The organism is Saliphagus sp. LR7, assembly GCF_003344565.1.
In the GTDB taxonomy this organism is placed as follows: Archaea; Halobacteriota; Halobacteria; order Halobacteriales; family Natrialbaceae; genus Saliphagus; species Saliphagus infecundisoli.
Genome location: NZ_QPND01000011.1, coordinates 1 through 16,547, shown reverse-complemented (window position 1 = coordinate 16,547; position 16,547 = coordinate 1). Strand labels below are relative to the sequence as shown.

15 protein-coding genes and 1 pseudogene are annotated in these 16,547 nt (G+C 68.4%); 3 read left to right on the top strand and 13 right to left on the bottom strand.

All coding sequences use genetic code 11. The features are described 5' to 3' along the window. Position 1: 1 nt before the first annotated feature. The 10 genes from argF to DVH23_RS14745 form a co-directional block, all read right to left on the bottom strand. Positions 2-907 carry an ornithine carbamoyltransferase gene (gene argF, locus DVH23_RS14790; RefSeq protein ID WP_114578205.1) on the bottom strand — a complete coding sequence of 302 codons (906 nt, stop codon included), beginning with the start codon at positions 905-907 and terminating at the stop codon, positions 2-4. Further along, positions 904-2,010, bottom strand: a complete 1,107-nt coding sequence (locus DVH23_RS14785) for a [LysW]-lysine hydrolase (RefSeq protein ID WP_198667940.1) — start codon at positions 2,008-2,010, stop codon at positions 904-906. Before DVH23_RS14785 ends, argF begins: the two co-directional genes overlap by 4 nt. After that, the gene (locus DVH23_RS14780; protein ID WP_114578204.1) at positions 2,007-3,152 is read right to left on the bottom strand and encodes an aspartate aminotransferase family protein; all 1,146 of its coding nucleotides are present in this window, start codon (positions 3,150-3,152) and stop codon (positions 2,007-2,009) included. The genes DVH23_RS14785 and DVH23_RS14780 overlap by 4 nt, the downstream gene beginning before the upstream one ends. Next, entirely contained in the window at positions 3,149-4,015 is an 867-nt protein-coding gene (locus tag DVH23_RS14775) for an acetylglutamate/acetylaminoadipate kinase (protein WP_114578322.1), read from the bottom strand. Before DVH23_RS14775 ends, DVH23_RS14780 begins: the two co-directional genes overlap by 4 nt. Before the next feature lie 84 nt (positions 4,016-4,099). Next, positions 4,100-5,182: an N-acetyl-gamma-glutamyl-phosphate reductase gene (gene argC / locus DVH23_RS14770; RefSeq protein ID WP_114578203.1), complete on the bottom strand. Its 1,083-nt coding sequence runs from the start codon at positions 5,180-5,182 to the stop codon at positions 4,100-4,102. Further along, positions 5,182-6,060, bottom strand: a complete 879-nt coding sequence (gene lysX, locus DVH23_RS14765) for a lysine biosynthesis protein LysX (RefSeq protein WP_114578202.1) — start codon at positions 6,058-6,060, stop codon at positions 5,182-5,184. The genes argC and lysX overlap by 1 nt, the downstream gene beginning before the upstream one ends. A gap of 103 nt (positions 6,061-6,163) precedes the next feature. Continuing rightward, entirely contained in the window at positions 6,164-6,328 is a 165-nt protein-coding gene (gene lysW, locus DVH23_RS14760; RefSeq protein ID WP_114578201.1) for a lysine biosynthesis protein LysW, read from the bottom strand. A gap of 186 nt (positions 6,329-6,514) precedes the next feature. After that, positions 6,515-7,966 carry an argininosuccinate lyase gene (gene argH / locus DVH23_RS14755; RefSeq protein WP_114578200.1) on the bottom strand — a complete coding sequence of 484 codons (1,452 nt, stop codon included), beginning with the start codon at positions 7,964-7,966 and terminating at the stop codon, positions 6,515-6,517. Positions 7,967-7,969: 3 nt separating this feature from the next. Further along, positions 7,970-9,208, bottom strand: coding sequence for an argininosuccinate synthase (locus tag DVH23_RS14750; RefSeq protein WP_114578199.1), 1,239 nt, complete (start codon positions 9,206-9,208; stop codon positions 7,970-7,972). A 280-nt stretch (positions 9,209-9,488) separates the two neighbouring features. Next, positions 9,489-10,742: a hypothetical protein gene (locus DVH23_RS14745; protein ID WP_114578198.1), complete on the bottom strand. Its 1,254-nt coding sequence runs from the start codon at positions 10,740-10,742 to the stop codon at positions 9,489-9,491. 141 nt (positions 10,743-10,883) lie between these two features. Between DVH23_RS14745 and DVH23_RS14740 the strand changes: the two genes are divergently transcribed. Beyond that, positions 10,884-11,390: a 2'-5' RNA ligase family protein gene (locus DVH23_RS14740; RefSeq protein WP_114578321.1), complete on the top strand. Its 507-nt coding sequence runs from the start codon at positions 10,884-10,886 to the stop codon at positions 11,388-11,390. Between the two features lie 8 nt (positions 11,391-11,398). Here DVH23_RS14740 and DVH23_RS14735 read toward each other — a convergent pair whose 3' ends face one another. From DVH23_RS14735 to DVH23_RS14725, 3 genes are all read right to left on the bottom strand, one after another. Continuing rightward, entirely contained in the window at positions 11,399-12,322 is a 924-nt protein-coding gene (locus DVH23_RS14735; protein WP_114578197.1) for a phosphotransferase family protein, read from the bottom strand. A 61-nt stretch (positions 12,323-12,383) separates the two neighbouring features. Beyond that, entirely contained in the window at positions 12,384-14,558 is a 2,175-nt protein-coding gene (locus DVH23_RS14730; RefSeq protein ID WP_114578196.1) for an ATP-dependent DNA helicase, read from the bottom strand. An 87-nt stretch (positions 14,559-14,645) separates the two neighbouring features. After that, positions 14,646-15,587 (bottom strand): cation diffusion facilitator family transporter, encoded by a 942-nt coding sequence (locus DVH23_RS14725; protein WP_114578195.1) that lies wholly within the window; start codon positions 15,585-15,587, stop codon positions 14,646-14,648. Positions 15,588-15,686: 99 nt separating this feature from the next. On the opposite strand from DVH23_RS14725, the gene DVH23_RS14720 reads away from it, so the two are divergent. After that, positions 15,687-16,208: a metallophosphoesterase gene (locus tag DVH23_RS14720; RefSeq protein ID WP_114578194.1), complete on the top strand. Its 522-nt coding sequence runs from the start codon at positions 15,687-15,689 to the stop codon at positions 16,206-16,208. Between the two features lie 213 nt (positions 16,209-16,421). Beyond that, positions 16,422-16,547 (top strand): annotated as a pseudogene (locus tag DVH23_RS14715) (transposase); the annotation flags it as partial.

The window sequence follows — 16,547 nt, the reverse complement described above, 5'->3', positions numbered from 1 at the left end:
GTCACTCGACGAGCGTCGCGAGCAGTGCCTTCTGGGCGTGCAGGCGGTTTTCGGCCTGATCGAAGACGATCGAGCGCTCGCTCTCGACGACGCTATCGGTGATCTCCTCGCCGCGGTGGGCGGGCAGACAGTGCATGACCCGCGCGTCGCTGCCCGCGAGCAGGTCCTCGTTGACCTGGAACCCCTCGAAGCGCTCGAGGCGGGTGTCGCGGGTGTCCTCCTGGCCCATGCTCACCCAGACGTCGGTGTAGACGACGTCGGCGTCCGCGATCGTTCCCTCGGGATCGGTCGTCGTCTCCGGGGCCTCGCCGAGTTCCCCCGCGCGCTCGACGACGGCTTCGTCGATCCGGTGTTCGGGCGGGGTGACGACGGTGAGGTCGATCCCGGCGAGCGCACAGCCGAGCGCGAACGACTGGGCGACGTTGTTGCCGTCGCCGATCCACGTGACCGAGACGTCGTCGAACGCCCCTAGCTCCTCGCGAATCGTCAGCAGGTCGGCGAGCGTCTGGCAGGGGTGGGCGTCGTCGGTCAGCCCGTTGACGACGGGCACGTCGGCGTACTCCGCGAGCACCTCGCAGTTCTCGTGGTCGAAGACGCGTGCCATCACGCAGTCGACGTACCGCGAGAGGGTCCGGGCGGTGTCCTTGAGGGGCTCGCCCCGACCCAGGTGGATGTCGTCCTCGCCGAGGAAGACGGCGTGGCCCCCAAGCTGGGTCATCCCGGTCTCGAAGGAGACCCGGGTCCGGGTGCTCGGCTTCTGGAAGAGCATGCCCAGCGTCTTCCCGGCGAGGTCGCCGTGGTCCTCGTCGGCCGCGAGCGCACGTTTGTATCCCTCAGCCCGATCGAGGACGGCAAAGAGTTCCTCGCGCGAGAGGTCGTCGACGTCGAGGAGGTGGTCGGCGGTCATGTCTCTCTCACCATCTCGCTGGCGACGCGGGTCAGGACCGCGACCGAGCGGTCGAACTCGGCGAGAGAAAGGCGCTCGTCGGGCGCGTGATCCAGTTCGGAGTTGCCGGGTCCGTAGGTGACCATCGGGCAGTCCCAGTCTGCGGCATAGAGGTTCATGTCGCTCGTCCCGGTCTTCCGCAGGAGGCGTGGATCGCCCGCCTCGGCCCGGATCGCGACCCGGAACGCGCGGGCGACCTCGGTCCGGGGACTCTCCATCACCGGCGGGATCGGCTCGGCCCAGGTGACGGTGCCGATCTCGAGGCCGGCCTCGGCGGTCTCTCTGACGCTCTCGGCGTCCAACGAGGGCGGGATCCGCAACTGGACCTCGAGGGTCGCCTCGACCGAGAGACCGTCCGCGCTGATCCCGCCGTCGATGTCCACCGGTTTGGCGGTCACGCCCTCGAAGACGGGCGTGTACTCGTCGGTCTCGAAGGCGTCCTCGACCCCGTTCCACCAGCCGGTCGCGTGCTGGATCGCGTTCGGTTCGGGCCGTGAGGTGTGGCCCGACTCGCTGGTCGCGACGTAGGTTCCCGCGAGAAAGCCCCGGTAGCCGAGCGTGATTCCCGTGGTCCCGCTGGGCTCGCCGTTGACGACCGCTCCGGGTTCCGCTCGGTCCGCGACGAGATGACGCGCACCCCGCGAGTCGGTCTCCTCGCCGACGACGCCGACGAAGGAGACGCCGGTCCGGGCGGCGGCGACGGCCATCGCCGCCAGCGGACCCGTCGCATCGACGCTGCCCCGACCCCACAGCACGTCCTCTCCTTCCTCGTCGGCGACCCCCACCTCGACGTCCTCCCCGGAGGCAGGACGGACCTCGACGGGGATCTCGCCGGGAACGGTGTCGATGTGGGAGGTGAGCAGGACGGAATCGTCCGCGGGAGCGCGGACGTTGCCGACCTCGTCGATCCGGGCCTCCCGTCCGTTGGCCGCGAAGAACTCGACGAGGCGCTGGGCCGCATCGCTTTCCTCGCCGGAGGGCGAGGGGAGCGAGACGAGATCGACCAGCAGTTCGCGGGCGTCCTCGTCGGAGACCTCGGCGGTGTCATCCATCGCCGCGGTCATGATTCGCCCTCCCCGACCACGCTGGCCATCGCCTCGACGAGCTGATCGGCATGGGGCTCCTCGATCACGAGCGGCGGGAGGAGCCGGAGCACCGTCCGGCCCGCCGGAAGTGCGAGAACCTGCTGATTCATCGCGAGATCGCGGGCGACGCGGTTCGCGCCGCGTTTGACCTCGATCCCGACGAGCAGGCCCTCGCCGCGGACCTCCCGCACGGAGTCGCCCAGTCGGGACTCGAGTTCGTCGGCGAGATAGTCCCCGATACGGGCGGCGTGGGCGGGCCATTCCTCGGAGACGATCGTCGAGACGGTCGCCGCGACGGCCGCGGAGACGACGGGCCCGCCGCTGAACGTCGCGTTGTGGGAGGCCGCGCCGTCGGCGACCCACTCGCTGACCGCGAGCGCGCCGACCGGCAACCCGTTGCCGAGCCCTTTCGCCATCGTGAGGATATCGGGCGTGACGCCCCCACCTTCGCAGGCCCACATCGAGCCGGTGCGGCCCATTCCGGTCTGGACCTCGTCGAAGACCAGCGCCGCACCGGCCTCCTCGGTGAGTTTGCGGGCGGTCTCGAGATACCCCTCCGGAGGAACGTTGATCCCGCCCTCGCCCTGGATCGGCTCGAGGATCACCGCGGCCGTCTCGTCGTCGACGGCGCCCGCGAGTTCCTCGCCGTCGCCGTAGGGGACGAACTCGACGTCGCCGGCCAGGGGCTCGTACGGCTCCTTGTAACTGTCCTTCCAGGTCGCCGCGAGCGCCCCCATCGTCCGTCCGTGAAAGGAGCGGGTCGCGGCGACGATCCTCGAGTTCCCCGTCGCCGACCGCGCGAACTTCAGGGCAGCCTCGTTGGCTTCCGTCCCCGAGTTACAGAACCAGGCGCTCTCGAGGCCGTCGGGTGCGGCCGCGACGAGGGCGGCGTAGGCGTCCTCGCGAGCCTGGACGGGGTAGGAGGAATCGACGAACGTCAGCTCGCCGATCTGTTCCTGGACCGCTTCGACGACCGCGGGATGGGAGTGGCCCAGCGGCGTGCAGGCGTAGCTCGCGCCGGCATCGAGGTACTCGGTCCCGTCGGGCGTGTAGAGGTACGGACCCTCGCCGCGCTCTACGGGGATGGGTTTCCCGCCGGAGACGAAGTCGAGGTCGCTCACTGGGCCACCTCCTCGCCGTCCGTCTCGCCGTCGGCGAGCGCACCCGGTTCGAGAGTCGTCCCCTCGCCCGCGAGCGCGGCCGTGATCGGCTCGTCGGCGTTCGCACTCGCGACGATGACGGAGGTCGCACCGCCCTCTAACGCCTCCCGGGCGGCCATCACCTTCTTCGTCATGAACCCCTCGGCGGCCGCCTCGACGGCCGCGAACTCCTTGGGGGTCGAGGCGGAGTCGATCCGCGTCGCCTCGTCGTCGGGATCCTCGTAGATCCCCGAGACGTCGGTGAGCACGACGAGATCCGCACCGAGCGCCCCGGCGACGGCGGCCGCGGCGCGGTCGGCGTCGGCGTTGACCGCCGTGTAGCCGCCCGACTTTTCTCTCCCCAGCATCGGGACCGAGACGACCGGGGTGTAGCCGTCCGCGAGGAGGGTCTCGAGCAGATCGGAATTGACGGACTCGATCTTTCCCGAGTGATCGCCGCGCTTGATCTTCTTCTTGCCGTCCTCCTTCACTCGAACCGCGGACTTGCGTTTGCCTTCCAACAGCTTGCCGTCCGTCCCCGAGAGCCCGACCGCATCGACGCCTTCGTTCTGCAAACTCTCGACGAGGTCGGTGTTCAGCTTCCCCGGCATGACCATCTTGAAGACGTCCATCGTCTCCTCGTCGGTAAAGCGCCCGACGACCCCGCCGGGGGTCTCGACGTAGGTCGGCTCCTGGCCGAGCTCCTCCAGAGTTTCGTCGACGGCGGTCGAGCCGCCGTGGGTGAGGACGACCTCTCGGCCCTCCTCGACCAAGGAGGCGACGTCCGCGAGCGCGCCCGCGGGATCGACGGCGCGTGCGCCGCCGATCTTTACTACGACAGTCACGCGAGCCACCTCCGGTGGCGAGTGTGACTAGACAAGTCGCAGCCCGCGCAGTACCGTGAGCAGGAACGTCTTGGCGTAGTCATCTCAGGGCGCCCCCACGGGGTGAAGTCCCGCGAACTCGAGGCCCGCGGTCTCCTCGAATCCGAGCGCGACGTTGGCGGCGTGGACCGCCTGGCCCGCGGAGCCCTTCATCATGTTGTCGATCGCGGAGAAGACGACGACTCTCTTGTTGGCTGGATCGAGTTCGAAGCCGACCTCGGCCATGTTGGTCCCCGCCACCGATTTGGGCTCGGGGTAGCGATAGACGCCGGAGCCGCCGGCGGCCATCCGGACGAACGGCTCGTCCTCGTAGCAGTCTCTGTACGCAGACCAGAGGTCGCCTTTCGAGACCGGCCCCGAGGGAAAGACGTGGTTCGTCGCGCTCGCGCCCCGGACCATATCAACGGCATGGCACGTAAACGCCACCGAGGTGCCGAGGAACTGCTCGATCTCGGCCTCGTGGCGGTGGCCCGTCGGCGCGTACGGCCGGACGACGCCCGACCGTTCGGGATGCGAGGAGGCGTCGCCGCCTCCCGCACCGCCCTCCGAGGAGCCGACTTTCACGTCGACGACGATCTGCTCTCCGCCTTCCAGAATATCGTGCTCGAATAGCGGGTACAGTCCCAGGATCGTCGCGGTGGCGTTACAGCCGCCGCCGGCGATCAGGTCGGCACCGGAGAGATTGTCGCGGTTGATCTCGGGGAGGGCGTACTCGGCCCGCTCGAGGTATTCGGGTGCGTCGTGGCCGTCGTACCACTCGTCGTACTGTGCTTCGGTATCGAGCCGGAAGTCCGCCGAGAGATCGACGACCGTATCCGCGATCTCGAAGAAGTCGTCGATCCTCCCCATCGAGACGCCGTGGGGCGTCGCGGCGAAGAGGACGTCGACGCTCTCGAAATCGTCGGGTTCGCTAAAGCGCAGGTCGGTCCCCCGCAGCGGCGGATGGACAGAGCCGACGCTCTTGCCGGCTTTCGACCGGCTCGTGACCTCCCTGATCTCGAAATTGGGGTGGCCCGCAAGGATGCGGAGCAGTTCCCCCCCGGTGAAGCCGCTCCCGCCGATCACGCTCGCGGTGACGGTCTCCCCGCTCTCCGCTTCTTCCTCCCGCGTTCCCGCACCCGTCGCCATCAGGCGGTCACCTCGATCCCGTCGTCGGCCGCCGAGGCCGCGGTCTCCTCCAGCCAGTCGACGACCCGTCCCGCGACGTCTTCCTCGACGGCGCCATCCAGGGCTTTGAACTCGACGGTGTGGTTGACCTCGTGGACGGTGTAGTCGTCACCGGCTTCCATCAGGTCCACACCCAGCAAGCCGCCGCCGACCGCGGCGCTCGCCTCGGCGACGAGTTCCTCGGCACGGGCATCGAGTTCGAAGGGCTCGGTTTCGGCCCCCTTGGCGGCGTTCGTGAGCCAGTGATCCGACGAGCGCGCCATCGCGGCGATGGGCTCGCCGTCGATGGCGAGCACGCGAACGTCGCGTCCGGGCTTCTCGACGAACTCCTGGACGTAGAACACCTTGTGCTCGTAGTGGCCGAGCGTCGCCTTGTGTTCGAGGATGGCTTCGGCGGCGTCTCTCGAGTCGATCTTCGCCATCAGCCGGCCCCACGAGCCGATCACCGGCTTGAGGACGCAGGGGTAGCCGAACGCCTCGATCGACTCGAGGGCGGCCTCGGTGGTGAAGGCGACGTCCGTGTTCGGCGTCGGGACGCCCGCCGCTTCGAGGGCCAGACTGTTCTTGACCTTGTCCGAGCAGACTTCCGCAGTGTCGTGGCTGTTGACGACGGGGACGCCGTAGGCCTCACAGAAGCGGGTCGCATAGAGGCTCCGGCTGGTTGCCAGACAGCGATCAACGACGATGTCCAACTCGGCGAAGGCCTCGGGTGCCTCCGCTAAGTTGAACCGCTGTTTGCGGACGTCGATCTTGGTCACGTCGTGGCCCCGGTCGCGAAGCTCCGACAGCAGGAGCTTCTCGTCCTTGCGGATCCGCGAGTAGAGGATGCCGACGTTCATTGGCTGCGTTCGCTCCGATGGGTCGCGTGTTCGTGGTCGCTGGTATCGCTATGTCGGTCGTGGCCGTCGATGGCGGGGAATGTGGCTGTGACGGTTCCCACGCTCACTCACCCCAGTCCTCTTCGAGCTCCGGGGCTCGCTCGAGGACTGGCGGCTCGGTCTCGACGACTTCCAACTCCGCGCCACAGGTGGTACAGTCGACTATCTCTCCGACCTCCAGATCGTCGTGCAGGGTCACGTCCGCCCCACACTCGACACATTCGGTCATCGTACCCCTACCTGGGAGACGACGTACCTTAAACCCTTCGAACTTACCAGAAAAATTATACTATCTGCACCGTCGTCTACTCGCGGGAGAGCCCTGCCGCGTGCCGGTTGGAAGCCGTCGTATCATGGTGTCGGTAGTTCGTCCCCCGGCGGGGACGGCGGTGGCGGCCGTCGAAGGACGGCTGCTTCAGACATAGCCGGCCACCTCCTCCCCGAGGGCGACCCGGGCCGCCTCGATGGCCTCCCGGCGCTCGGCTACCCGCTCGCGATCGGCCGCGAGGCCGTCGGCGCTCGCTTCGAGGCTCGCCTCGACCGCCTGGGGGGCCGGCCCGCCGAGCGAGTCCCGGCTCGCGACGCTCTCGGCGGGGTCGAGGGCAGCCTCGACGGCCGCCGGTTCGACGTAGCTCTCGAGGGATTCGCCGAGGACCTCCCGGGAGGCAGCATCGAGCGCGTCGTAGTCGGCCCCGTTCTCGGCGGCGACCGCGACCATCTCGTGGGCGGTCCGGAACGGGAGCCCCTCGGCCGCGAGCAGGTCGGCGACGCCGGTCGCCGTCGAAAAGCCTGCGCCCGCCTCGGCAGCGAGTACTTCCTCGTTCCAGTCGGCGGTCGCCACGGCGCCCGCGGCAACGGTCGTCGCCTCGCCCACGGCATCGACGGTCTCCCAGGCGTGGGGTGTCGCCCGCTGGAGGTCGATGTTGTACGCGCGGGGAAGTCCCTTCAGCGTCGTCGCGAGCCCGCTTACGCCGCCGGCGGCGTCGCCCGCGACCGCGCGAACGAGCTCGAGGCTGTCGGGATTCTTCTTCTGGGGCATGATTGACGACGTCGAGGCGTAGTCGTCGTCGACCTCGACGAACCCCCGGCTCGCGAAGACGACGAGGTCCTCGGCGAGCCCCGAGAGGGTGGTCGCGAGCGCGGAGAGCGCCGCCGTCGTCTCGAGCAGGAAGTCCCGACTCGAGGCGGCGTCCATCGAGTTCTCGAGCACGGAGTCGAACCCCAGAAGATTGGCGACGCGCTCGCGGTCGACGTCGAACGTCGTCCCCGCAAAGGCTGCGGCGCCCAGCGGCGAGCGGTTCACCCGGCCGTAGGCGTCGAGCAAGCGTTCGGTGTCGCGGCTCACGGCCTGCTCATAGGAGAGCGCCCAGTGGGCGACCGTGATCGGCTGGGCGGGCTGGAGATGGGTGTAGCCGGGCATCGTCGTTCCGACGTACTCGCGGGCGACGGTCCGGAGGGCCTCCCGGAGATCGAGGGTCGCCTCCAGGGCCTCGAGTACGTCCTCGCGGAGGCGGTAGCGGATGCAGGTCGCGACCTCGTCGTTGCGCGACCGGGCGGTGTGCATCCGCCCGCCCTCCTCGCCGACGCGCTCGATCACTGCGGTCTCGATGGCCTCGTGAACGTCCTCGCCTTCCGGTAACGCCCCGTGACTCGCGTCCTCGATCCCGTCCAACGCCTCGAGGATCTCGCCGGCGACCTCGCTCCCGATGATCCCGCACTCAGCGAGCATCACCACGTGCGCGCGATCGACCGCGATGTCGGCCGCGAAGATCCGCCGGTCGGCCGAAAGCGAAGAGAGGAAGCTCCGGGCGGGGCCGCCGCTGAAGCGGTCCCGACGGACGACGCCCTCGGTGTCCTCTCCCGTCATGGATCACTCCTCGTTCGCTTCGTCGGCCTCGCCGCCGTCGGTTGCGACCGAGACGGCGTCTTTCTGCCCCTCGATCGCCGCGTTCGCGAGGCGGCGCTGGAAGCCGTGGTATTTCGCGACCCCGGTGGCGTCCTCCTGGCTGATCTTCCCGACGGCCTCGGTGTTGAACGAGGCGTGTTCGGCCGAATACGCCGCGTACTCGCTGTCGCGCCCGACCGGGCGCGCACGCCCGCCCTCGAACCGGATCGTCACCGTCCCGGTCACGCGCGTCTGGGTCTCGTTGATGAAGCCCTCGAGCGCGGAGACCAGCGGGGCGTCCACGAGCCCTTCGTACCCCTTCTTCGACCACTTCTGATCGATTCCCTGCTTGAACTCGCGTTCCTCCTGGGTGAGCACGAGCGCCTCCAGGGCCTCGTGGGCGTTGAGCAGGGTCGTCGCCGCGGGGTGTTCGTAGTTCTCGCGAACTTTGAGCCCGAGCATCCGGTCTTCCATCGAGTCCGTCCGCCCGACGCCGTAGGCGCCCGCACGCTCGTTTAGCTGTTCGATCAGTTCGACGGGCTCGTACTCCTCGCCGTCGACGGCGACCGGATACCCCTCCTCGAAGGTGATCTCTATCTCCTCGGTGTCCCCGCCGGGTTTCTCGGTCCACTCGTAGATCTCCTCGCCGGGGACGTAGCTCGGGTCCTCGAGCTCTGCGCCCTCGACCGAGCGGCTCCAGATGTTGGTGTCGATCGACCACTTCCCGCCGCTCCCGCCCTCGACGGGGAGGTCGCGTTCGGCGGCGTACTCCTGTTCCCACTCGCGGGTGAGTCCGAGTTCGCGCACGGGCGCACAGACCTCGAGATCGGAGTCACGCCAGATCGCCTCGAACCGGAGCTGGTCGTTTCCCTTGCCCGTACAGCCGTGGGCGAGCGCGTCACAGCCCTCGTCCTCGGCGACCCCGAGGATCGCCTCCGCGATCACCGGCCGCGCGAGCGCCGTCCCCAGGGGATACCCCTGGTAGGTGGCGTTCGCCCGCACGCCCTCGAGACAGAGGTCGGCGAACTCCGCTTTGGCGTCGACGACGTAGTGGTCCAGACCGAGCGCGTCGGCGGTCTCTGCGGCCTCCTCGAATTCCTCTTCGGGCTGGCCGACGTCGACCGTGACGCCGACGACCTCGTCGTAGCCGTACTCCTCCTCGAGCAACGGGACGCAGACCGTCGTATCGAGCCCGCCCGAGAACGCGAGTGCAACGCGTGTCATGTCGTACCCGAACGGACCGGGAGAACGGACTTAAACTCGTCGGTATGGATGTCGTAATTTACGGACAAAGCGGTCGCTTCGTGGAAAATCGTCGATTTGTGGGAACGAGATAACGCGGAAACTGGAGTGGGGATAATGGTGGGCCTACCGGCCCGGTCGCGGTCGTCGGGCGGCCGCATCGCTCGCCTGCGGCGAGCGTGGCGCGGACGCGGCGTCGATCATCGAGTGACCATCTAGCGGGATCGATAATAAAACCTTCCGGCGGGGCAAATCTTGGGGATCAGCCGTCGCCGGCGGGGCCGCCGGAGTCCGTGGCGGCGTCGCCAGCACCGCTGCCGGTATCGCTTTCGCCGTCGTCCACCGCGAGGACGTTCTCCCGGCCGATCCGGAACACCTCGATCTCGCCGTCCTCGCGGAGCCCGCTTACGACCTGGCTCGTCTTTGCCTCCGTCCAGTCGAGTTCGGTGACGACCTCCTGTTGTTTGATCCGGCCGCCGTGGTCCTCGAGCAGCCCCAGGACCCGCTCCTCGTTGCTCAGCAGTTCCGGCGGCGGCGCCGACGCCGACTCAACGGGCTCGTCGCCGTCGTCGGGGGTCGGGGCGGGAGCCGGCTGGGCCGGCTCGGCCTCGGCCGCCCCTCCCCCGTCGTCGGTCCGCGTTCGGCTCCAGACGACGGCGACCGCCGCCCCGAGCACGACGAGGGCGACCATCAACGCGCCGGCGCCGACCATCCACGTGAGGGGCAGCCCTTCCTCTTCTTGCTCGCCGGACTCGACGGGTTCGCCGCCGGTCGCGATCAGCTCGATGTACGGTTCGCCCTCGACGAACTCGCGGGTCTCGTCGCCGTACCAGAGGACGTTGTTCCCGCTCTGGTCGTCGGGCTCGGGCTGGACGGTGACGTTCTCGTACTCCTCGGGCCAGGAGACGGCGAGCTGGGTCCGTTCGTCCATCGTAAAGCCCGAGAGGGCCGGCCCGGCCTCGATCCGGTTGACCTCGACGAGAGCGAACGCCGACCACTCGAAGGTAAACCGAACGTAGCCGTAGGCCTGGGGCGAGGAACTCTCCTCGGTCTCGACCGAGTAGTTCGACGTCGACATGTTGCGGTCGGTCGCGTTCTCTGCGTCGGAGACCAGCCCCGCGTTTCGCTCGCGGAACATGAGGATGTACTCGCCCGGTCGATCGCTGACGTTCTCGCTGAGGCTCTCCCAGTCGGCCGTCGCGTTCTCGTCGTCGAGGCGGTAGCGATACTCGATCGTCCACGCGGCCGACCCGTTGCCCCGGAGGTCGATCGCGACGTTGACCTCGTCGAACCCGTCTATCGAGGGTTCGTCGTCCCCGTCGTCCGAGGTTTCCCCGTCGTCCGCGGCGCCGCTCTCCTGGGCCGTGCTCACCACCCCGGTCGGGGCGGATGCCTGGCTCGCCCCGTCCGACCCACCCACGGCGTCGGCGGCGGCGAGCGCCGGGCCGACCGCCGCGCCGGCCCCCCACAGCACCACGAGACAGCAAAGCAGCACCCTGACCGCTTTGGCGTCCATTACCCTCCGATGGAGGGGCCCCCTAAATAGATCTTTCCGACTGACCTCCGGTTAGCGCCCGAGATGACGCCCGAATCACACGTTCTCCCGATCGAGCCGACGACCGCCGAACTCATATCGGCCCCCGCCGTAGCCGCCCGCGTGTACAGCGTCAACGCCCCGGTCCCGGGGCGCGTCCGCGAACTCGCCTCCCGGCTCTACCCCCGGCTCGTCGGCTTCGAGACCGTCCGCGAGACCCACTCGCTGCTCGTCAAACGCCTCGCCACCGACGAGGATCGGCCGGTGTCCGCCCTGGGGCGGCGGGTCCACCGCGCTCTCGAGGGCGCCCCCGCCGTCGAGGCCCGAATCACGGGAATCGACTGCTTCGCCGACCCGCCGCTGGGAAGCGCGCCCGTCGTCTATCTGGCCGTCGAGAGCCCCGGCCTCGAGGCGATCCACGCCGATCTCGCCGACGTCTTCGATCCCGTCGCGGGGCTCGAGGGCGACGACTACGTCCCCCACGTCACCCTCGCCCGCGGCGGGGACCCGGAGGCTGCCCGCCGGCTCGCCGACCGCTCGATCGAGCCGGTGACCTGGACCGTGGGCGAACTCGAGTTTTGGGACGGAACCTACGAGCTGCCGGTGAGCAGCGTCTCGCTGCCGGCCTGACGGGCGACTCAGCCGCCCGCGTCCTCTACGGTCTCGACGATCAGCCGCCGCATGTTCTCGGCGCGTCGCTCCCGTTCGTCCGCTCCGAGGTTCTCCTGGAGGTACAGGGACTCGAGAAAGGCGACGAGGTTCAGCAGACGGAAGGCGGGCCGGCGCTCCTCGATCCCCGCGGGAAGCTCGCGGACCGATTCGTACCCCGCCTGGAACGCCCGGAGCGCCGACGTCCCCACGCCGTCCGCCGCCTCGAAGTACGGCGTCGCCGCCCGCCAGTAGTCGTACTCCGCGGGCGCACCCAGCGCGTGTTCGAAATCGATCGCGGTCGCGGTTCCGCCGTCGGTCCGGGAGAGGTGTTCGGGGTGGACGTCGCCGTGACAAAGAACCGGCCCGCCACAGCCCTCGAAGACCCCCGGGTTCTCGCCCAGAAACCGATCGACTGCGTCGGCGACGTCCGCGTGGCCGACCGTTTCGAGGAACTCCTGGTGATACGCGATCCGTTCCCGGGCGGCGTCGGTCCAGCGGTCGTGGACGTCGATCGTCAGTCTGGTCCCGTGGTCACGGGGACGTCCGAACCCCGGGAAGGCGTCCGCGGTGTCGGCGTGGAGTCCCCCGAGCCACGCTCCGGCGATGTGGGCCCACTCCTCCTCGATCGGCGTCGGCGAGCCCTCGAACGCATCCTCCCAGTCGGTCACGTAGTGGTCGTCGCCGACGGCGATCACGTTCGGGACCTCCATAGAGGTCTCGCTCGCGACGAAAGCGTGGACCCGTCCCTCGTCGGCCGCGTGCCCCCGCGAGTGGTCGTCGATCTTGAGGACTCCCCGCCGGCCGTCAAGGGAGACCTCGTAAACCCGATAGGGTGGGACGGCGTGGAGTTCCTCGAGAACGCGGGCGTCGTTGGCGTACTGTGCGATCGTCGTTTCGGGTTCGCGTTTCATGATATCCGCCGGGCGGCGCGGCCGCTCCGGCCGAGTCGAGAACGGACGAACGGATGGAGGCTCAGGGCGCGGGCGGCTCGCCCGGATACGCCTCGTGGTCGGTGTAGAAGTTCAACATCGCGAACTTAAGCTTGTCGGGCGCGATATCGATGAGCTCCTCGCGTTCCTCGTGGGGGAAGGTGCCGTTGACGCTGTACTTGCCCAGGTCCGATTTCGCCCGCCGGGAGTAGCGGCGATCGAGCAGCGCCCGGACGCCGACCTCCTCGGGGCTGCGGATTACCCGCCCGAGGGCCTGGCGGGTCTTCCTGACGGTGGGAATCTCGACGGCGTAGCGCCAGCCCGTGTCGGTCCCCTCGAACGCCTCGTCGTAGGCGTCCTGGACCGCCTCCGCGCGGTCGTCGAGGTGGGGGTAGGGGACGCCGACGACTAATACTGTTCGGGCGTCCTCGCCGTCGAAGCTCACCCCCTCCGCGAGCGTGCCCCACAGCGAGGTACAGAGCAGGGCGTCGTCGTCCGCGACGAACCGCTTTCGAAGGTCCTCGGCGGCGACTCCGGGCTCGTCGAGGTAGATCGTCGTCCCCTCGAGTTCGCCGCCCAGACGCTCGGCGTACTTCGCGGCCTCGGCGTAGTTCGGGAAGAACGCGAGGGTGTTACCGGGAGTGAGGCGGACGGCGTCGCCGACCGTCCCCGAGACCTCGCCGACGACCGCGGGGTCGTCCCGGTCGCTCGCGAACAGCGCGGGGGTCTCGACGGCGTACGTTCTCCTGTGTTCCTCGGGGAATCCCAGGCCGTAGGCCATCGTGACCGGCTCCTCTATTCCGAGGACGTCCTCGGTGACGTCGAACGGCTGGAGGGTCGCGCTCATCAGGACCGTCGAGGCCACTTCCTCGAACAGTTCGCCGGTGACCGTCCGGGGGAGGCAGGTGTAGAGTTCCGCGCGACCATAGACCTCGTCGGTGCCCGCGTCGCGGCTGACGGCGACGACGGGATACAGTCCCCGGCTGTCGCCCTCGTCCATCCACGCGCTCACGAACGAGGCGGCCTGGAGGGTCTGACACTCGGTTCGCGTGGCGGTCTCGCCCTCGCGGTAGGCCTCCTCGTACTCCTCGTCCAGGTCCCCCCCGAGCGCGAGCGCAGTGTCGAGGTCGTCGTCGATCCCCTGGCCCGAATACGCCTGCAGGAAGGCGAGCGTGAGGTCGTCCCGTCGGCCGTCGTTGGCGACCGAAACGTCCTCCCAGCCCTCGCCGACTCCCTCGCGGTCGCCGAACCCGAAGGAGTCCTCGTAGGTCTCGACGAGGGCCGCTCGAAAGGCTCCAAGGACGTTCGCGGCGTCGCCCGTTCGGGGATCGCTGCTGTCCTCGAGTTCCTCGATGGCCTGGTCGAACGTCCGCTCCGAGCAGGTCCGGGTCGCGTGATCGCGGGCGGCGTCCTCGACGTTGTGGGCCTCGTCGAAGACCGCGATGACGTCGTCGGGATCGCGGCCGAGCCACCGGAAAAACTGCTCGCGGATCCCCGAGTCGAGCAGGTGGTGGTAGTTACAGACGACGAGGTCGATCCCTTCCATTCCCTCCTTGAGGAGTTCGTAGCCACAGAACCCCTCGCGTTCTGCGTACTCGTAGATCTCGTCGGGACGGCGGACGTCGTCGAACAGCCAGGCGAAGAAGTCGTCGGTGTCCTCCTTCAGGTTGTTCCGGTAGTACTCACAGACGTTGGCGTCCTCGACGTCCTCGATCTCCTCGTCGAGCGACTCGAGTTCTTCCATCACAGCGCCCCGGGCGTCCGCTGCTTCCTCACTCCCTTCCCGGCTCTCGGCGAGCAGTTCACGCTGGCGGCGTTCGAGGCGGGCCCGGTCGCGTTCGTCCTCGACCAGCGAGCGGGTGGTGTCCCGAAGGGTCTGGCACTCCTCGTAGCCGACGTCGATGTGACACATCGACCCCTTGCCCTTGAAGACGACCGCTCGAAGCTCCTCTTTCCGGGTGATCGCGCGGGCCTCCTCGACGAACTGGCGCATCTGCTGGTGGACGCTTGTCGTGATCACCACGGTCTTGTCCTGCTCGCGGGCGACCTCAAGGGCCGGCACGAGCGCCGAGAGCGTCTTGCCGGTCCCACAGGCCCCCTCGAAGAGGACGTCCTGGCCGCGCACCAGGGAGTTGTAGACGCGGTCCATCGCCTCCCGCTGGTTCTCGTAGGGGCGATCGTAGGGGAAAAAGCGCATGTACCCGGCAGTCTCGGACACATCTCTGTCTGATGGCTTCTCGAATATAAGGCTAACCCGCCACCGTTGAGAGCGAACCGGCGCCCGCCGTCGTCGAGACGGACCCGACTACTCCGGCTCGACGTAGACCCGCTGCACCTGGCTGCTGTGCGCGGTCAGTGCGGCCTCGATCTCGGTGATCCGGTCGTCGATCTCGCCGGTGTCGAGTCCGGGGTCGAACCGGACGTCGGCGACGACCAGGAGTTCCTCGGGACCGAAGTAGACCGTCCGGAAGTCGACGATCTCGCGGACCCCGTCGCCGTCGGCGATTATGTCCCGTAGTTCGCTCTCGGCGGGCGCGGGGAGGCTCTCGCCGAGCAGCAGGCGCTTGTTCTCCCAGGCCAGTGCGATGGCGAATCCCATCAGGAGAAAGCCGATGAGCAGCGCCGCGGCAGCGTCGTACAGCCCGTTTCCGGTGACTCGGGTCAGGTAGACCCCCGCGAGGGCGATCCCGGCGCCGGCGAGGGCGATCGAGTCCTCGGTGAAGGCCGTAAGCGTCGTCACGTCGCTGGTCTTGCGAAACGCCTCGCGGTACGTCTCCCAGCCGTGTTCGTCCATCTGGCGGCTCAGTCCGTCGTTGGCCTTCTTGAGCGCGTAGGTCTCGAAGACGATCGCTCCGATCAGGACGACGTAGTTGACGTAGACGGGATCGAACGTCGCTCCAAGCAGCGTGACGTCCCCGGCGGCCCGGTGGACGCCCCCCTCCTGGAGCGCCTCGTAGCCGTGTCTCGCGCTCTCCCAGCCGGCGATGCCGAAGAGAATGACGCTGACGAGGAAGCTGTAGAAGAACTGGGCCTTCCCGTGGCCGAACGGATGCGTGCGGTTCGCGTCCTGGGCGCCGTACTTGATCCCGATCAACAGGAAGACCTGGTTGCCGGTGTCGGAAATCGAGTGGTAGGTCTCTGAGAGCATCGCGGGACTTCCGGTCAGGAGAAAGCCGCCGAACTTCAGGATCGCGATCGCGCCGTTGGCGAACAGCGCGGCGAGAACCACCGAGGTGCTACTGGCCATCGACCCCCGTTTCGGGCGAACCGTCAAAAACGTGGGCGGTTCGTCTGCCGGGACGGACCCGGTCGTAACGCCCGTAACCCCCCGCGCCGTACTCCGGCCGTGCTCGCGATCTACGCCGACACCCACGCGACCGACGGCCACCGTCTCGAGGGACCGGCTCTCGAGGCCGCCCGCGATGCCGACCTCGTGGTCCACGCCGGCGACTTCACGACCGAGCGGGTCCACGCCGCCTTCCGCGAGGAGGCCGAGCGACTGGTCGCCGTCCACGGCAACGCCGACTCCGGGACCCTCCGAGAGCGCCTGCCCGAAACCCGATCCGTCGAGTACGAGGGTGTCCGGGTCGCCCTCACCCACCGCCGCGACGGCGGGGAGACCGGCCTCGAGCTGTTCGGGCGCTCGCGGGCGGCCGACCTCGTCGTCTCGGGACACAGCCACCGCCCCGGCGTGACGGTGGCCGGCGACGTGACCCTGTTGAATCCGGGGAGCCACGTCCAGCCTCGGGGGAATCGCCCCGGGTTCGCGACGCTCTCGCCGACCGACGAGGGGCTCTCGGGGCACCTTCGGGAGCCCGACGGGACGACGATCGAACGGTTCGAGGTTACACTCGGCGGGGAGCCGTGAACCGCTCTCTCATCGAAGAGGGGGATCCGATGCTCCTTGACATGACTTTCCACGGTGATCGATCCGTGTTACAGACGGTGGCAGGAGGTAACACACCGGTCGCGATCCTCTAGTATCTGTTATGATACATAGTGCGAGCGCATACCCGCGTCTTCAGGCGCGGGTCGAGCGGTAGGCATAGTGCGTCTGGGCTATGTTGCTACGAACGGCTGAGGGTTGGAGATTGTTGACCTCACCGTCCAACCCGACCACGTTCATTTGTTCGTGAGTAGCCCACCGAAGCACGCCCCGTCACTTCTCGCCAACTGGTTCAAGGGAATCAGTTCGCGGAAGTACAAT

What these genes read in the sequence shown, in the direction of transcription:
- DVH23_RS14750 (WP_114578199.1), bottom strand. Translation starts at nt 9,208, where the DNA reads ATGACACGCGTTGCACTCGCGTTCTCGGGCGGGCTCGATACGACGGTC.
- argH (WP_114578200.1), bottom strand. Translation starts at nt 7,966, where the DNA reads ATGACGGGAGAGGACACCGAGGGCGTCGTCCGTCGGGACCGCTTCAGC.
- argC (WP_114578203.1), bottom strand. Translation starts at nt 5,182, where the DNA reads ATGGCGACGGGTGCGGGAACGCGGGAGGAAGAAGCGGAGAGCGGGGAG.
- DVH23_RS14745 (WP_114578198.1), bottom strand. Translation starts at nt 10,742, where the DNA reads ATGGACGCCAAAGCGGTCAGGGTGCTGCTTTGCTGTCTCGTGGTGCTG.
- DVH23_RS14725 (WP_114578195.1), bottom strand. Translation starts at nt 15,587, where the DNA reads ATGGCCAGTAGCACCTCGGTGGTTCTCGCCGCGCTGTTCGCCAACGGC.
- DVH23_RS14785 (WP_198667940.1), bottom strand. Translation starts at nt 2,010, where the DNA reads ATGACCGCGGCGATGGATGACACCGCCGAGGTCTCCGACGAGGACGCC.
- lysX (WP_114578202.1), bottom strand. Translation starts at nt 6,060, where the DNA reads ATGAACGTCGGCATCCTCTACTCGCGGATCCGCAAGGACGAGAAGCTC.
- argF (WP_114578205.1), bottom strand. Translation starts at nt 907, where the DNA reads ATGACCGCCGACCACCTCCTCGACGTCGACGACCTCTCGCGCGAGGAA.
- DVH23_RS14735 (WP_114578197.1), bottom strand. Translation starts at nt 12,322, where the DNA reads ATGAAACGCGAACCCGAAACGACGATCGCACAGTACGCCAACGACGCC.
- lysW (WP_114578201.1), bottom strand. Translation starts at nt 6,328, where the DNA reads ATGACCGAATGTGTCGAGTGTGGGGCGGACGTGACCCTGCACGACGAT.